This is a genomic window from Occallatibacter sp., from assembly GCF_049802275.1.
Lineage (GTDB): Bacteria > Acidobacteriota > Terriglobia > Terriglobales > Acidobacteriaceae > Telmatobacter.
The window spans coordinates 1-16,701 of the sequence record NZ_JBARMD010000681.1; the positions used below are offsets into that span (position 1 = coordinate 1).

The window sequence follows — 16,701 nt, forward strand, 5'->3', positions numbered from 1 at the left end:
AGCTCGGCGTTGTGGATCTTCGGTGCTCCGGGGTCGATGACACTGATATCGCATCCGCGATCATGGCCCTTGGCCGCAGAGAGCGCACCCGCCTCGTTCCAGAACGCGCCGTCGCCGATGCCGGAAATCGGGTGCGCGCCGAAGATGTGGGGCACCTCCGCGCGGAACACATCGATGTCCACAACACTCAGGTTGATGTAGATCGGGCCGACGTGACACGAGTTCGCGTTGAGCCGTTGCGGGCCCGCGGCGGGATTTCTCAAGATCGCGGACACCACGTCCGGTGTCAGGTATTTCTCGCATGCGGTCGCGCCGTTGTCGATCCAGGCGCTGCCGCCGCCTGCTGTGACGGCTTCAGGCGCGGCAAACGCAAGTACCGCAAACATGACTGCAAAGACCGTGGTTTGTACAGGCCGGATGGAATGTCTTGGCATGATGTTCCTCCTTGAGGGCGTGAAACTTCTTGCTGTTGCGGACATGCTGGAAACTGACAACTCTCGATGAGACGTTGGGGCGAAGTGAATACTGATTTCACATGAATCAGATATGGATGCAGCGGCTACTGCCGGTCAGGGCACCTTGGATAGGGTGAGCGCAATTTTCTTTGCATCATCCTCGGGTGCGTTGGGGCGAAAAGTGATCTGGGCAATGCAGGAATTTGCCTTTCCAGGAACCTCCACGTGATAGCTCACAAGGGGAGGATTCCCGCCTGGCTTGTCGGCATAGAAAATGCGAGTATCTGAGTTCTCGAAGATCTTATCGACATCCAGCATCTTGAATGTCCCGGCAGAGAATTTGTGGAATCGCGTCCTCCCTGAGATCAGCATGGTCGTAGTCTGCTGGGGAGAATTAGCCATTCCAGGTTGAGCAAGCACGGTCCAAGTTGGTGGGACGGATATCTGACATGATCCGGTCTTGTCTTTTACCGTCTTCCAGCCGGACTGCGCGTTTAGCTCCATGGAAACAATGAGCATGGCGAGAATCAATGCTGACTTCATGGCAAACCTCGTCGGATGAGCGAATCTGAACGGCTTCGCCTCGTGAAGGTTATCTAGCGCAGGGGTTCGATCCTGAGTCAAACTAATCGACGGTAAAGGAAAGGCTAATCATTAAGAGCTTATAAATAAACGACTTGCGCCGCGAGGCTAATGAGCCAGGCCGGCGCCTGCAAATGCTAGACTGGGTGAACTCCTTTGCCCGAAGGATCCTTGACATGGATGACATGAATCGACCATCGCCTCTTTCATCCCGTGTTGCCTATCGATTTGGCCTTTTCACGCTGGACTCTTCAGCCGGGTTGCTACTGCGGAATGGTCTTCGCGTAAAGCTGCAAGACCAGCCGTTTCAGCTGCTTGCTTTACTGCTTGAGAAGAGCGGTGAAGTCGTGACCCGTGAAGAGATTCGGCAGCGTCTTTGGGAAACCAACACCTTTGTCGACTTTGACAAAAGCTTGGGCGTAGCAGTCCTCAAGGTGCGTGAAGCGTTGGGTGACAGCGCCGTCAATCCACGGTTTATCGAGACAATCCCGCGCCGTGGCTATCGTATTATCGCTCCGGTTTCTCTCGCAGTTCCCTCAGCCGGCTCGAACCAAGAGCTAGTTGCGCCACCGGCGAACGCGACATCCACTCAGCCTGTGCCTCATGAGACGGAGACAACCGCAGCTGGTTCCAACATAACTGCAAAGGTACATCCGGGGAGAACGAACCGGCGAAGACTTGGGCTGGTGATTGGGACTCTTGCAGTGATGTTCGGAATGGCATTTGCTGCTTTCCGTTTTCACTTGATCTTTCGCCCCTCCGCCACTCCAATTGCACCATCCCGCCAAACCAAGCTGCGGCGCTCAGTGGCAGTGCTTGGCTTTCGCAATGTTTCGGCCGGACACGACCAGGACTGGCTTTCCACTGCGTTCACGGAGATGCTGAACACAGAGTTGGGTGCAAACGGAGATCTTCGCCTGGTATCTGGGGAAGACGTTGCGAGTGTGAAACACGACCTTGCGCTGCAGGACGAGGATACTTTGTCAAGGAGTACCCTGTCGCATCTCAGATCAAGTCTCGGTGCCGATGTCGTCGTGGTTGGCTCTTACACCCTGCTCACTGACAGCGGGAAAAATCGGATCCGTTTGGACATGCGGGCTCAGGATACGGGTCTCGGTGAAACCATTTTTGAGGACTCAATTACTGGCGATGAAAAAGAGCTCTTCGACCTTGCTTCTCGAGCGGGCTCCCGGCTTCGGGAGAGCCTCAATCCGTCTCTGAGCCTGGCCCCCGGCATCGATTCAACGCCGTCTGGGGGCTCGACGAACGAGCTCGCATTACAGTTTTTCAGCCAGGGCCGCGCACGTCTCTACGAATTTGACTTTGTGGGCGCACGCGACCTGCTTAAGAGAGCCGTGGCTGCGGACCCAAACTTCGCCCTCGCTCACTCTGCACTTTCGAGCGCCTTCTGGGGCCTTGGATTTGAGGCGCTGGCCCGGGATGAGGGGAAACAAGCATTGCAGCACTCGCGCGATTTACCCCAGGAAACCGCCCTCGTGATCCAGGGCCAATACCAGGAGTCCATCGACGATTGGCCGGGCGCAACGCAAACCTATGACGCGCTGTTCATGCGCTTTCCCGACAATCTGACCTATGGATTGCAACTTGCCGGAGCCCAACTACACGTCAATCCAACAAACTCGGAGCAAACCCTGGCAAAGCTTCGAAGGCTTCCGGTCCCGCTTGGCGATGACCCTCGCATCGATTTGATGGAGGCGTCCGCCTTGATCGGCAAGGATTTGCCCAAAGCTCGCGCGGCAGCCCAGGAAGCGATCGCGAAGGCATCGGCGCAACACGCCACACTTATGATGGCTCGTGGGTACGGAATTCTCTGCCAGCAGGATTCATCGGCAGGAGTATCCATGGATCAATCGATCTCCGAATGCAATCTTGCGCGTGACAGCTATAACAGCGCGGGAGACCAGAACAACGCCGCTCGCACGGTCAACGATCTTGCTGGAATCTACTATCAGCACGGTGATCTGGACAAAGCCGAGGCAATGTGGAGAGAAGCGATCAAGGTCTTCCGCAATGTGGGCGACACTGAAGGCCTGGCAGCTTCTTCCAATAATGTAGGCGATGTCCTGCTGACACGAGGAAAGCTGGAGGAAGCTCAAAAATTGCTCCGGCAGGCGTCAACTGACTATGGGCTGACCGGAGATCGTTCTGGCATGGCGCTTGTCACGGTTGATTTGGGAGAAATCGCCTTGCAGAAGGCCGACTTGTCTGCGGCCAGAAGCAGCTACCAACGGGCAATTGCAATGGGCACCCAGATTGGCGACAAGAGTGTAACGGCTTATGGCCTGGCAGGCCTTGGCGATGTATTGATGCAGCAAGACCAGTTGGCCATGGCCCGCAAGCAGTATGATACGGCGCTCAATCTCAGAGAATACCTCGGCGAGAAGCAGACCATTCTTCAGACGAGAGTCGCGCTTGCGCAACTTGCGATCGAACAGGGCCATCCGGAGGGAGCAGAACCGGTTCTTCGACAATGTCAAGACCAACTTGATCAGGCACAGTTGTTTGACGATGAACTCGGAACTGGGCTTTTGCTCACCGGCGCTTTTTTCGATCAAATGAAAAATGCCGATGCCAGAAAGGAGATTGTTGCAATGCGTCCGCTTGAAGAGAAGACCCAAAACCGCGAATTGCAGCTCAGGTTTTCCATCGAATTCGCGCGGGTCCTACTGGCGGAGAACGACCTGCCGTCAGCTCGAAACCAGCTGGACACTGTTGTACGGGCCGCAGAGGCATCTGGGTTCATTGACCTTGCGTGGAACGCGCAAATTATCTCAGCCGAGGTGCAGGGGAAGAGTGGCGATAGGGCAAGCGCCATACACGAGTTGAAATCACTAGCCTCGCGAGCACGAAGCGCCGGCTCACTGCTCCGCGCACGCAAGGCCGATACAACTGCAAAAGCGATGGCCAACCCAGGTTAGCCGTTTCGAAGCGTGAGTTCTCCACCAGGCCGAACAACTTGCTTCCTAGCCGTTTCCGACACTGGCCGTGATTGCTCTACTCGTGGATTCGACTCCTCTAAACTCCGTGCCCTCCAGGGTTCTTCGCAGGACCACGAAAGTCCGTTCCGTTATTCGTGATGAAGGTCCAATCTCCTTCGAGGATGATCGCTTTCAATTCCCAATCCTTCTGCCCAGTGAGACCCAGATGATTGACGTGCGAGCAAACAAATCCCTTGTCAGTAGCCAGCCCGACCAAACTCGAGCTGAGATTTTCATCGACCAGCAATTTTTGCACGCTAAGGTCCTCCCATGGAGGCCTCTCGAAGATGCTTCTTCGAGACGGAAATCCTGCTCGATTCGGGCAGAGCTTTCCGCTTTGGTCGGCCTCGGAGAGGCCGAGCCCTCGCGTACAAAGAAGCGAGACGAAACTGCTCCTCGGACAGGCGCGGATACAGTTCTTTTAGCTCATCCATTGGAGTCTTCTCGTCTACGAGACTGGCAACGTCATAGACCGGAATTCTGGTGCCCTGAATGACTGGCGTTCCCGAAAGTATTTCGGGATCTTCAATCACCATCTGCTGTGCGTTCTGTAATTCCTTGAGGCGAGCGTTGACCTCATCCCAAATGTCTTGAATACCGACCTTGATCGTTCGCGATTCCTGCAGTTGGCAGGTTCGTAGCTCCGCCCAAGAAGGGCATCGGTTCGATCCTTCCGAAATCATTCGTTGCCGAGCATCAGGAGTGAGCCATTCCGAAGTTTCAAACCAAAACGCTATCCAGAGGCAAGCATCCCGCTTGAGTGTCCGGACGGTCGCGGTCCAATAAAGATTCTCGGGCAGGATTTTACGATCGATCGCCCGATTCACATCGTCGACGGAAACCCCGGCGACGACGGCCGCCTCAGTGGTTGTGAGAGTCTCAAAATTCAGCTCCATGGCACCGCACCTCGTAAATCATTATAATTCTTCCCAGATACGGGAATAATTTATCTTGAAGTCAAAAGTTCTGTTGAGTTTCGCCAGCGCTCCTTGGAGGATTGTGCCGAGAATTGTGCGGGCTGACCCGCCACGTGTCAGCCCGCCCATCAAGCCCAATTTAATTGAGAGTTTGGTGCCAATTTGGTGCCAATTAGCGCCGACTGTGCCGGTTTTGACGGCTATACCGGTTCATAACCCCTTTGCCGTCTGTTCCGTAAGTTGTTGATTCTCCATGGCATGGAAGAGGTCATCGGTTCGATCCCGATCAGGTCCACCAAATCCGCTCAACGATTTAGCGAACATTTCGAGATTTCCGGCTCCCCCTTCCAACCCAAGATTGAACCCAAGTTGCTAAGCGACCGCGCCGGTGAACTTAATGGCATCCAGGAATTTCTCCTGAGCTGCAATCTGCGCGGAGTTGACGCGGTGAAAATACTTGCCCGTGCTTCCTGTTGTTAGCCTTCTGACCGGACGCCGGCGTTTGCGGTTATTCCCACCTCGGACGTGATGCTTTCTTGATCGGACCCGAGGAAGAAGCTGAGAATCACTGCTCCGAATGCCACAGCCGCGAGATAGACGATAAACCGCGGCAGATAAGTTCCGGCACGGTCATACAGGTGTCCAATCCAGAGCGGACCGGTGGCACCACCGATGGCATAGGCCGTCCACGTAAGGCCATACAAAACGGAGAAATGCCTGCGGCCGAAGTAACGCGCGAGCAGGTAAGGTCCCACATCGGCCTCGCTTCCCAGCCCCACTCCAAGGATTGCCGCACCCAGCAGGGTCACCCATCCGCTACCGGCGAAAGCAAGGATCAGCATGCCCGCAGCCGATAAAGCAAGAACGAGAGACTGAATCCGTTCCGGAGAGAAGCGATCGATTGCGAACCCGATCCCGAGTCGGCCAATAATACCTGCTCCTCCGCGGACCGACAAAGCAAGTGCTGCAGTGGCGGCAAGCACACCGTGTTGAGTCAGGATGGAGGCAAGGTTCGTCACCAGCCCGTTTTCGCTGAATGCTGAAAGGATGGTGATAAGGGCGAGTATCCAGAAGGCGGCAGTGCGCAGTGCAGCCGCAACCGTCATGCCCGTGTCGGCGCGATGATCAGAGCGAACGATTGCGGCCTCTGGGCGATTGCGCACCAGCATCGCGGTGAGTGGAAAGCCCAGAAGTGCGATGCCACCCAAAAGCAGAAAAGCGCTACGCCACCCGTGATGCTCGATCATCCACTCAGTCAGAGGCGGAATCAGCATGGAGCCAATGCCGCTTCCGCTAAGCAGCAGGGCCAGCGCAAAGCCTCGGTGGCTTGTGAACCAGGTAAGGACAGTACGCGTATACGCAAATTGTGCGGTCGCGTTTGCAACAAGCCCGATTACGAAAAATGTGAGGTAGAACTGAACGATATGCGGGGTCAACCGGCTGAGCGCGGCCAGCCCAGTGGCGAAAACCAGAATGCCGGGAAGGATGATGCGGCGCGGGGGAAATCGATCGAGCAAAAGGCCAATGAGCGGCGAGACAAGTGCAACCGTAATGGCAGCTAGCGCGAATGCACCGCCCATCGCTTCACGTTTCCAGCCAAAGGCTGCGTGCAATGGATCGAGGAACAAGCTAAACGTGTAAGGCACGATCGGTGCGAAGCTTACCATCACCCCGGTAAATGCAGCAGCGAGTACACCCCATCCGGGATATTGAATCGTGGTCTCTTCATCTAAACGATGGGGATTCGCTCTCATTGATTACCAATTCTTCGAGCCAATGTGGTCAGAAGCTTTGTCAGTACAGACGTTCGCGTCCACGCGCCGCGGGCGCCGCGCATTCGAAGGTTCAGTCATATCTGGCCCAGCAAGCCACCCTGATAAGGCGAAGGTAGTCCAAAGCCGTTGGCAATGCGGTTGAAGGCGGCGAAGAGAGCTGTGATATGTACCGTTTCCTCCACTTGCGCCTCCGTCCAACCCGCGTGCATCGCGGCTTCCACATCGGCGCGGATCACGGCAGATGAGTTTGCGTTTACCTTTCCAGCGAACTTCAGCAGCGCCAGTTCCGCGCTTGTGAACAGTGGAGCATTGAGATCACCTTGCTGCAGAGCACAAATCATTTCCGGCGATCCACCCTGCGCTCCGAGCAAAGCGGCGTGACTATCGGCGCAGTATGGGCACGCGTTCTGCCTTGAGACAAAGGTGGCGATCATTTCCTTGTGTCGCCGGCTCAAAAGGCTATCCCCGAAGAGCAGTCCCTCCGCGATCTGTATCATTCCTTCGAGAAGCGCAGGGTTCGTGGCAAAGCACAGCAAAATACCGGGAAGATCGGTTCGGGCAAAGCGCTCGCGGTACTCCGCGAACAATGCCCGGACCTCCTCATTCGTCGTGTGTTCATCCACCAGCGGCAGATTGGTGGATGACGGCGCCACTCGGCGCCGTTCGAGAGCCTCCAGTTCTGGTAAATCAGACGACAATTCTGAGCTCATATCTCAAGTCTCCACTCGTGTGTGCCCTGAATCATCGGCTAATACATTCGTCCCACGCAACAGGCCCGTTTCCGCCTGCCGGGCAGTAACCGCAGCGCCCCGAACGACCGCGCCGCTGGGGTCCCTAACGGTTCCGCGAATGTTTCCTGTGATCTGCTGAGCAGATAAACTGATGCAAGAAAGTGCCAGAAATGCCAGCACATTGCGAACCATGTTCATGTTGTTTTCGGCCTCTCCCAGAAGACTTAGCACTACAAAAAGAGTGACGACATGGTTCGCGTGGAACCTGTCGACATGGATGGCCATGACGTATGCGCCACAAAACGTGCCGCATCATCAAAAGCTCGATGAGTTAGAGAAAGCTGGCAGGGAACACCAGGAGCAGGGCTCCCCCAAGTTCAAGGGAAGAAATCGCGGGAAGGGCTGCACGGAGGAACAGTAGTTGGTAGGTCGATGCGCTGTCTTGCATCGGTCGATGGGTAGGTGACTCAATCCTTAGGTGGAGTCTCCCGTAGAACACGCCAAGACAATGTGGCCCACGTTGTTGTCATCGGCGAGCGCATTGACGTTTTATCGCCGACTGAGGTTATACCGGTATTTCTGGTTTGCCGACAGTCGATAACATTAGCAAGTGAGTTATACGCGGCTGCAACTTTCACCTGCCTGAAGCGCAAGGTGGACAGCGGCATCGTCCAAATTACAGGGTGCTGGTCGTGTGGCCGGCAAACTGGAAGTCAATTTCCGGCAGCGGGTTTGTCTTCGTGATCGCTCCGCAATTCAAGGTCTCAACCGTCGTGCGCAGACAAAGCGCCATTGAGCTATTCAAGTCGAAATCTTGCCGGCAAATGGCCGAAAAACCGACACGTGTCCCAGTTGGCAACGATTCGGCAACTTGGCTTGATCTCGTTTATCGATGCGTGAGTTGGCGATTTTACCTGAATTGACGACAAAGTATTCGCTGAGCTTCCGGCTCGTCGATAAACACAGCAAGTGCTCTAGATTCGGCACTATTGCCCCCCAAAGGATCGCTAAAGCGTCCGTTGCATCCCCTCGAAAAAGATGACCAAAGAGTTCATGAGCAATGTTTCCATAAGGTCTTGGCTTCCCATAGCTATCGATCGAAATAACCCGCATGCTCCCCGCAACTCCCGTGCTATCATATGGTTCTCCGGCCAACGGGTTGGCATTCCCAGGCTCTTTCCCAAGACCTCCAATCACGACATTGGTCTACTGAAATTGTGAATACGACCCAATGGTTGAGCTCTAACAAGCGGGTTAGCCATGCTTTCCACTCACTGGGAGGAAGTAAAGGCCGTCTTTGAAGCTGCTCTTCTTCTCGAAGAAGGAGAACGGGAGGCATTTGTTGCGAGTCGTTGTGGAGAGGATCGCCAGCTGGCGGGGGAGGTCCATAGCCTGCTTGCCGCGGATCGGGAATCAAGCAAGTTCCTGGAGGTAGCTCTCCTGCGGAGAGCAGCAGTGTATTCCTCCCTGACGGAGGGCGGACTTCTTGTAACGGACGACATTCTTTGCGGCCGATTCAGAGTTCTCGCCTACCTCGGCGAGGGCGGTATGGGTCAGGTCTACAAGGCAGTCGATCTCGAGCTTAAACAAAAGATCGCTATCAAGGTCATCAGACCGGATGTCGCCGATATTCCAGGTGTACTCTCACGCTTCAAGCGCGAAGTAAATGCGACCCGAGTCGTGACTCACCCCAATGTCTGCAGGACATTCGACCTTGAAACCCATACTCCGCCTGAAGGGAAACCCGGGGTCCCGATCACGTTCCTGACAATGGAGTTGTTAGTCGGAGAGACGCTCGCACAGCGGATCAATCGAACAGGACCTTTACCCTCGAAGCAGGTTCTCGTCTTCGCAATCCAGATCGCACGTGCTCTTCAAGCTGCACATTCTGCGGGCGTCATCCATTGCGACTTGAAACCCTCGAACATCTTCTTGTCCGGCGCAGAGAACGATCCACGGGTCGTCGTGACCGACTTCGGAATCGCAAAGCTGATACGACTGCAGGAACAAACCCCACACTCGCAGCTTACAGCTTCGGAACTGCCGGGCGGCGCAACCGTCGGAACACCGTTCTACATGGCCCCGGAACAGATCGAAAAAGGCGACAGTTCCCCCGCGACTGATTTATATTCCTTTGGCCTCGTCCTATACGAGACGCTCACCGCTCAAAAACTCTCACCCTATCGACGATTACGCAATGAGATTGAAGCAGCTTTGAGCAGCTTGAATTCGACCGCCACGGGAGAGTTCCCCTCAACCGACGGCAAGCTTTGGATCGACGTGATTGCGCGCTGCGTGCAGCCAAATCCCGGCGATCGATTCAGAAGCGTGGAAGAATTACTCAACTCACTGGAGACTGGGTCGAGCCGCCTTCCCGAACATTCGCAAGCGGTTCGGACCAACGCGGTGAATGCCAGTGGAAGTGTGCCGGGAAAATGGGGAATCCTTCACTCGACATGGACCGCGATCCCCATGTCTCTCCGCTTGCTCGCGCTTTTAATTGTCATCCTGGTGCCCTCGATTCTCATCTGGCGTTATCGCCACACGGCTCTCATTGGTGATAACGTCAGTACTCCCACGACCATTTCTTCAGTTGCTATTTTGCCAATCGTCGGCGCGGGAACTGGCTCTCACATTGCTGCGCTCGCCGAGGGCATTACGTTGAACCTCACGAATGATCTTGCGCAGGTATCCGGATTGAGGGTTCCCTCGCAAAGCACAGTGAGCGATCTGGGCAAGGCAACCGACACGGAGTCGGTCCGGCGAAAGTTGAATGTCGATGCTGTTGTTAATGGGACAATCGTGAATGTCGGCGATTCCAAACTGCAAATGGAACTGGTGGATGTCCGCACCGGGTTTCAACTATGGAGCCAGAGCTATACGCTCAAGCAGATGGAAGAGCCCGCTCTGGCCGAAGATATCGCCCGAGAGATCAGTTATCAAATCAGGACACGCAACGATAAGGGTTTGTCGCCCGGTCGATCGCGCAAGCACTCTAGCGTCCCTGCTGCCGAGGCGGCGTTCGTTCAGGGGCAGAGTGCGCTTGCCGAACACACCTATGACGGGTTCGAGAGAGCGGTCAAATTCTTCCAGCAGGCAGTCGATGCGGATCCGGACTTTGCGGCAGCCATGGCGGAACTCTCGCGGAGTTACGCGCTCATGGCCATTAACAATGGCAGGCCTGAACCTCCCATTGAGCTTTTGAACCAGGCTGAGGCCACAGCCCGCCGTGCTCTTCGTCTCGATAGCACGCTGGCCGCGGCATACACTTCGCTGGCACAAGTGGAAATCCTCAGGGACTATAACTGGAGCGGCGCTGAAGAGGACTTCAAGCGAGCCGAGGAAGTCGAACCAGATTACATTCCGGCACACCTCTCGTATGCCCTGCATCTGTTGACCGCGCGGGGTCGCTTCGCGGAGGCACGGGCTCAATTGACGTATGCGGATAGAGAGGTCCCGAAGACGCTGGGTACGAGCCTCACGGAAGCAGCCGTAGCTTATTTCTCGAGAAGATACGAGAGCTCAGCTCGTCAATTCGAACAGATCAGAAATCAATTTCACACTTCCGCGATCGCAGTTGAGCTTGAAGCTCAGGATTACCTCGCTCTCAACTTACCGGCCCAAGCGTTAAAGGTGCTGGTCGACGCACCGCCGGATCCATCAGCGCCCCCAGACCTGAGGGACGCACTGCGTGGGATCGCTATGGCACGAATGGGACAGCGACAAAATGCTTTGGCGGAGTTGAAACGGCTTGAGAAGTCGAATCGGAGTGTTGATTCCAGTTATTACGTTGCTGCGCTCTATGCACAATTGGGGTACAAAGACAAGGCATTCGCTTATCTCGAGAAGTCTCAGGAGGACAGAAGAGCAGATATGCTCTTCGTGGGCGTCGATCCCTTGATGGACCCATTGCGATCCGATGCACGATTCAAATCACTCATGTCGAAGCTGAACCTGCTCTGATTCTTTCTTTCAATCGGCAAGAAGATTGTGTATCGGCTGCCAAAGAACAACTGGAGGTAACGAAAGCATGACCCGTCAACAGATGCTCGAACACTTTGGAATCTCAGACGAGAACTTCCGCGACTACTTGAGGAAGTACTGTTCCTTTCTCAATTCACTCGATCGCAAGCAGCGGGAATTTCACTACGATTATGCGGGGAGAAGTACGGTTGAAGAGGTTGCGGCAGCGCTCGGTCCTGATGTGACGGCGAGGGATGTCGAGCACTTATTTGCTGAGTGTCCTCCCGTTCATGGCATATGTATCGCCTCGTGTTGCCGAAACATCTAGTGCTTCTCCTTCAATTGAAGTCGAAGTCCAGGCCACTCCCCAAAGTAGTAGGAACTCAGCGCACCGTAGCACCCGAAGAAACATTCCGTCGGGCTTACGCAGAGGCGTGCGCGCTGGGGATGACCCGGCTTGGGGATATCACCGGTATGGACCGCCTTGGTATCCCAACCTATTGCGCGATCGTTCCAAAATCGAGAGATGTTATCTCTGTTTACACGGGGAAAGGGATCGATCGAATTGACGCCAAGGTTGGAGCGCTCATGGAAGCGATCGAAAGGCAGACTGCCTTGCGCGCGCAATTACCCATCGTGATTGGCAGTGTTAACGACCTGCGCAGAGACCATGAAGTTCTGGATCCGAGTGAGACCACGCTGGAACTCCTGCCTGACTATTCGGAAGCTCGCGAGTATTCCTGGGTGCTCGGGCACGAACTCCTATCGCAATGCGCCGTTCTTGTGCCGGCGGAGATGGCAGGTTACCTCTGGGAGAACCTTTTGCCCGGCCCGTTCGTCCCGTTTAGCTCCACCAATGGGCTGGCGTCGGGAAACATCATAGAAGAAGCAATTTTCCAGGCGCTGTGCGAGCTTATCGAGAGGGATGCATGGACTCTCGCTGATATTGGGGCACACCTGATTCCCTGGACTCGCAGGCGGCTAGTGGAACCAGAAACCGTGGATTCAGGAGAAGATGACTTTGAAATGTTTCAAAGCCTGGAACTCGAAAACGATCGAGTGCTGGAGCTTTTTGAATCTGCGGGGTTGCGCCCCGTAGTCCACGACATCACGTCGGATATTGGGATTCCGACGGTCTTCGCTGCCGTGCTCGATGACGCATTTCCCGATCTCCCGATGATTCATGCGGGACTGGGAACACATCCCAATGCCCACGTTGCGGTGAGGCGCGCATTGACTGAGGCCGCGCAATCACGCTGTGTTGATATCCAGGGAGTACGCGAGGATCTGTGTCCGGCGGACGCCGATCAAACCGCCTTCAATACTCATACGAGCCGTATCTCCGCCGTGAATCACAAGGTTTGGACGATCAACCATTCTCGCGTCCGCAAGAAAGTTTCGGCACTCCCATCGGCCGTTTACGACGACGTGCAGGAGGATCTCGATCACATTCTTTCAAGACTGGAGCAGTTTGGTATCCGTCAGGTGATTGTGGTTGATCTCACCCCTGACGGCGCGCCCTACTCTGTCGTCCGAGTTATTGTGCCCGGACTTGAAACCTGGTCAGTCAACCACGCCAGGCTGGGGAAGCGTGCACTGGAGTTTTGGCGGACCCATGTCTGACACAGCCGTTTACCTGGGGCCGACACTTGCTCGTTCGACAGCACAGTCGTGCCTGGACGCAACCTATCTGCCGCCAATCAAGCGTGGAGATCTCGCTATGCTGCCATACGAGATCCAGGTTGTTGGAATTATCGATGGCGTATTTCATCAGAGCCTGGCGGTCTCGCCGAAGGAGATTATTGCACTCCTCGATCGCGGAGTGCGTGTCTATGGCGCATCCAGTATCGGGGCGCTGCGAGCGGCGGAAACGCACATGTATGGCATGATCGGCGTGGGTGAAATCTTTGCGATGTATCGCGATCGCGTGATTGACGCGGATGATGAAGTGGCCGTGGCGTACGAGCCAGTTACTGATCGCGCGGTTTCCGAGCCCCTCGTAAACATTCGCTCGGTGCTACGCCTTGCCGTTACCCAAGGGATAATTTCCGGCCAGGAGGCCAGCGAGATCATCAGCACGATGAAGGGCATCTACTACCCGTCAAGATCGTATGAACTTGTCGGGCGTATGTGTCCGGCTCTGGGGCCCTTCCTCAAAGCTGCGCGCTATGACCAGAAGAGGGATGATGCCATGCTTCTTCTTCGCACGATGGCTGGACGTAGAACTGAATTACCAATCTCGGCTTCGTGATCCAGAGGAATTCTTCTAGTGGTTCACCGCCGCCCGGGAGCTCTGCGAGAGCTCGTGGTACAACCAGGCCTTTGCGATACGCCAGTCCCGCTTCACAGTTCGTTCCGAGATCCCGAGTTCCACACCGATCTCGTCCTCGTTGAGACCTCCGAAGAACCTCATCTCCACTACCTTCGCCTGGCGTCGATCGAAGGCTTCCAGTCGCCCCAGCGCTTCATCCAGTTCCAGTATGTTGACTGTGGACTCTGCTGCTGCGGACAACTCACCTATTTCCATACTTACCTGGTTCCACTCAAGCCCGCGTTTTTCAGCATGTTTGGCTCGCGCGTGGTCAACGAGAATTCGACGCATCGTATGCGCAGACACAGCAAGGAAGTGAGACTTGCTTTGCCAATCGATGGCATGCATATTGCGGAGCCTGAGGTAGGCTTCATGAACCAATGCGGTCGGCTGGAGCGAATGGTCGGCGCGCTCGTTGCGCATGTAGCTCCCGGCGATCCGTCGCAACTCACGATAGACAAGGGGGATCAGACGCGCTTCGGCATCCGCGTTGCCAAGCTTCATTTGGGCAAGAAGCTGAGTGATTTCGCCCGGCTCGAAGTTCAAACTCCACCTCCAAGTTGGCCACTTTCGCCTAAGTCTACTCCGTTTAAGAATGGGTTGGTACTGGCTCGGAACACTAGCTCGGACTGACGAGGGGTTCTCCACCACGATAAAGTAGCTCAAATAACGTCCAGTCGTCAGTGCGTTCCAGGTTTCCCTGAAACTTCGAAACATGTTCGAAGATGGATTCCACGCTGGACAAATGAGTGCGGCTCTCGAGCCCGTTGTCTCCAAACTGTTCCCCTTGAAGATTCTCTGCTTCGGTGATGCCATCCGTGAAGATCAGGATTCTGTCTCCAGTTCCGAGTTCACAGGTCTCCGACCCATATTGCGCCGACCTGACGAGACCCACTACAAGGTTGCTCCCCTCCAGTCGACGTACGCTTGTGCCGTTCACCAGAACAGGGGGAATATGCCCGCAATTCACATACTCAGCCGTTCCGTTTGTACGGAGCTTGAGCAGGACCATAGTGGCAAATTTTCCTGTTGCCCGGGAGCAAAGAAACTCATTGACCATTCCCGCGATTGCCGTCAGGGGCCGACCAGCTAGCATCTGCGCGTGAATGATTCCCTGAAGCATGGCTGCCACAATGGCGGCAGGCACTCCCTTGCCGGACACATCGGCGACAACAGCACAGAGCGTATCAGTCAAAGCAATTGCGTCGAAGAAGTCGCCACCGATGGTGCGACACGGTACCGTTTTGCCTTTCAGACGTGCATACGAAACATCCGGAAGCCTTATTGACATGAGTTCTGAGTGAATGTGTGCGGCGACGGCGAGTTCTTCCGCAGCATTTCGTATATCCAGGTTTGATTCGCTTGGCGTTACCCTCCGTGGTGTCTCCGTGCGGTGATTGGCAGATGCATGGGCTTGTGATTCTCTATCCCCAATCGACATGGGTTTCGGGACGAGAGAAGTCCAACCCTGCACTCTTTTGAGCCTTCTGAGGTTAGCCGAGATGTGGGCGAGAGTCGTCATGGCGATATCCAAGGAGCATGCCTGAGTTAACGTTGAGAAAGCGGCCGTAACGAGCCTTCGAAATACAGGGGAAGCAGGGCCAGGGCGTACCAGAGATCCACGGAAAAGACAAAAATGGCCATGCTCCAGAGGTGCGTTTTCCCCAGGCGCATGGCCACTTTATGGGTGACATCACCTTGCAGCAACCAGGGTCTGTTCTCCCTTGGGCAGCTTCGCCTCAAGAGAGCGAGACCGTGCCTGCTTCTCCGCTTTTCCTTGCGTGACATCAAGGTTCAGCGAAGAGACGGTGGGGCACAATACGCGATGGAGGAAGTACTGATCGCCGTACTTGTCAAAGACCAGCTCGCTTCCTGAATTAGATTCGTTGAAGCTTGGGGAACTCGTGATGGTTGCGGTTTTGGCGAGATCCGCGCTTCGAAGTTGGACGATCGATTCCAGTGGCGATGAGATTGTGTATTCACCGGCCGGCATCCAGGTGTCGCCGACTCTGAAATCGAAAGGGATGTTCGCTTTGATAGCGGGCTGTTGAGCGATGGCACCGGTACACGTTGCCAACGCGGCGATGCTGAGCAGACCAATTGCTGAAATCCGGTTCATGTGAGTATCTCCTCTCGGGGAAGCGTCGTTGATCGACCGCCTTCACTCTTAAAGGCGAGACGCTCTCGAAATTCAGGACACCTATTCAACTCTTTTTCGATATTTCTATTTCGTACCTCTGCCCGAGGAGGGGGAGTTGAAGAAGTCACTCAATCTGGATGCACCCAGAAGAACGGCCTTCAAGAAGATTCAATTCGATCCGCGTCGAGGCTAGTGCGTTTCTGAAGGCGCACTTCCTGAAACAGTGCGGCGCTCCGATGTCATATCTTGGTCGCTGTTTCCACCGGATTGCGAGTCTCTCTAAGGGTCCGATCACGGACCACTTCATCTGGGAGGGCAAATACTTCCCACCGTGCGAGCCAGTCGGCGTAGCACCCTGGGAGATTCAGCATCGGGATTGACGGACATGAGCTGCCGCATTCGTTCGATATGGTACGAACCGCACGCGCGCGAAAAATATGTATGCGGCGGAGTTGTGACGTTGGGCACCGCCTGTTGCCGTCTCACCATTGATCGTTGCATCCGTGAGCGGATCATTATGTGGGGAGCCAAATGCGAAGAAGCTGGGTCGCCGTGCGCATCTAGTGCAGAGGTTGATGGACGAGCAAGATCTGTCGCGCCGTAAAGCGACAGAGATCGTGAACATTATCCTTGAGCGGATGATCACGGCGCTGAAGCGGGATCACGAAGTTGAATTTCCTTTAGGGAAGCTGAAGGTGGTGCCTCACCACCACCGTATGCAGGAAGGCAAGTTTCTTGACCTGTTCGAGAGGTTGATCGTAATCCTGCAGGACAGGGGAGGTTTTCGCCGCCTCCTCGTTCGGGAATAGGTACATGACGAAGAGATAC

General features: G+C 55.2%; 17 protein-coding genes. 6 read left to right on the top strand and 11 right to left on the bottom strand.

The window, feature by feature from the left end; translation table 11 throughout:
- Both WA354_RS22915 and WA354_RS22920 read right to left on the bottom strand, forming a co-directional pair.
- The coding region (locus tag WA354_RS22915) for a hypothetical protein (RefSeq protein WP_472815345.1) at window positions 1-434 on the bottom strand (434 nt) is incomplete at its 3' end.
- A 135-nt stretch (window positions 435-569) separates the two neighbouring features.
- A complete protein-coding gene (locus WA354_RS22920) occupies window positions 570-998 on the bottom strand; it encodes a hypothetical protein (RefSeq protein ID WP_472815346.1) in 429 nt (142 codons plus the stop codon).
- A gap of 224 nt (window positions 999-1,222) precedes the next feature.
- Here WA354_RS22920 and WA354_RS22925 point away from each other — a divergent pair, with 224 nt between their 5' ends.
- Window positions 1,223-3,976 (top strand): tetratricopeptide repeat protein, encoded by a 2,754-nt coding sequence (locus tag WA354_RS22925; RefSeq protein ID WP_472815347.1) that lies wholly within the window; start codon window positions 1,223-1,225, stop codon window positions 3,974-3,976.
- Window positions 3,977-4,073: 97 nt separating this feature from the next.
- Here WA354_RS22925 and WA354_RS22930 read toward each other — a convergent pair whose 3' ends face one another.
- From WA354_RS22930 to WA354_RS22955, 6 genes are all read right to left on the bottom strand, one after another.
- Window positions 4,074-4,292, bottom strand: a complete 219-nt coding sequence (locus WA354_RS22930) for a DUF5615 family PIN-like protein (RefSeq protein WP_472815348.1) — start codon at window positions 4,290-4,292, stop codon at window positions 4,074-4,076.
- Between the two features lies 1 nt (window position 4,293).
- Complete coding sequence (locus WA354_RS22935) at window positions 4,294-4,932, bottom strand: DUF433 domain-containing protein (RefSeq protein ID WP_472815349.1); 639 nt, start codon at window positions 4,930-4,932, stop codon at window positions 4,294-4,296.
- 497 nt (window positions 4,933-5,429) lie between these two features.
- Window positions 5,430-6,707: an MFS transporter gene (locus WA354_RS22940; protein ID WP_472815350.1), complete on the bottom strand. Its 1,278-nt coding sequence runs from the start codon at window positions 6,705-6,707 to the stop codon at window positions 5,430-5,432.
- A 95-nt stretch (window positions 6,708-6,802) separates the two neighbouring features.
- The gene (locus WA354_RS22945; protein ID WP_472815351.1) at window positions 6,803-7,438 is read right to left on the bottom strand and encodes a carboxymuconolactone decarboxylase family protein; all 636 of its coding nucleotides are present in this window, start codon (window positions 7,436-7,438) and stop codon (window positions 6,803-6,805) included.
- Between the two features lie 3 nt (window positions 7,439-7,441).
- Window positions 7,442-7,744, bottom strand: coding sequence for a carboxypeptidase-like regulatory domain-containing protein (locus tag WA354_RS22950; protein WP_472815352.1), 303 nt, complete (start codon window positions 7,742-7,744; stop codon window positions 7,442-7,444).
- A gap of 516 nt (window positions 7,745-8,260) precedes the next feature.
- Window positions 8,261-8,572 carry a hypothetical protein gene (locus tag WA354_RS22955; RefSeq protein WP_472815353.1) on the bottom strand — a complete coding sequence of 104 codons (312 nt, stop codon included), beginning with the start codon at window positions 8,570-8,572 and terminating at the stop codon, window positions 8,261-8,263.
- Window positions 8,573-8,914: 342 nt separating this feature from the next.
- Between WA354_RS22955 and WA354_RS22960 the strand changes: the two genes are divergently transcribed.
- The 4 genes from WA354_RS22960 to WA354_RS22975 all read left to right on the top strand — a co-directional run bounded on the left by WA354_RS22960 (window position 8,915) and on the right by WA354_RS22975 (window position 13,673).
- Complete coding sequence (locus WA354_RS22960) at window positions 8,915-11,422, top strand: protein kinase domain-containing protein (RefSeq protein ID WP_472815354.1); 2,508 nt, start codon at window positions 8,915-8,917, stop codon at window positions 11,420-11,422.
- Window positions 11,423-11,489: 67 nt separating this feature from the next.
- Entirely contained in the window at window positions 11,490-11,750 is a 261-nt protein-coding gene (locus WA354_RS22965; protein ID WP_472815355.1) for a hypothetical protein, read from the top strand.
- The gene (locus WA354_RS22970; protein ID WP_472815356.1) at window positions 11,720-13,045 is read left to right on the top strand and encodes a YcaO-like family protein; all 1,326 of its coding nucleotides are present in this window, start codon (window positions 11,720-11,722) and stop codon (window positions 13,043-13,045) included. The genes WA354_RS22965 and WA354_RS22970 overlap by 31 nt, the downstream gene beginning before the upstream one ends.
- On the top strand, window positions 13,038-13,673 hold the full coding sequence (locus WA354_RS22975; RefSeq protein WP_472815357.1) for a TfuA-like protein: 636 nt from the start codon (window positions 13,038-13,040) through the stop codon (window positions 13,671-13,673). The genes WA354_RS22970 and WA354_RS22975 overlap by 8 nt, the downstream gene beginning before the upstream one ends.
- Window positions 13,674-13,688: 15 nt before the next feature.
- Here the strand turns inward: WA354_RS22975 and WA354_RS22980 are convergent, their stop codons facing one another.
- The 3 genes from WA354_RS22980 to WA354_RS22990 all read right to left on the bottom strand — a co-directional run bounded on the left by WA354_RS22980 (window position 13,689) and on the right by WA354_RS22990 (window position 15,852).
- Window positions 13,689-14,279, bottom strand: coding sequence for a sigma-70 family RNA polymerase sigma factor (locus WA354_RS22980; protein WP_472815358.1), 591 nt, complete (start codon window positions 14,277-14,279; stop codon window positions 13,689-13,691).
- Window positions 14,280-14,352: 73 nt separating this feature from the next.
- The gene (locus tag WA354_RS22985; protein WP_472815359.1) at window positions 14,353-15,024 is read right to left on the bottom strand and encodes a PP2C family protein-serine/threonine phosphatase; all 672 of its coding nucleotides are present in this window, start codon (window positions 15,022-15,024) and stop codon (window positions 14,353-14,355) included.
- A 402-nt stretch (window positions 15,025-15,426) separates the two neighbouring features.
- On the bottom strand, window positions 15,427-15,852 hold the full coding sequence (locus tag WA354_RS22990; protein ID WP_472815360.1) for a hypothetical protein: 426 nt from the start codon (window positions 15,850-15,852) through the stop codon (window positions 15,427-15,429).
- 584 nt (window positions 15,853-16,436) lie between these two features.
- Here WA354_RS22990 and WA354_RS22995 point away from each other — a divergent pair.
- On the top strand, window positions 16,437-16,682 hold the full coding sequence (locus WA354_RS22995) for an HU family DNA-binding protein (RefSeq protein WP_472815379.1): 246 nt from the start codon (window positions 16,437-16,439) through the stop codon (window positions 16,680-16,682).
- Window positions 16,683-16,701 lie beyond the last annotated feature (19 nt).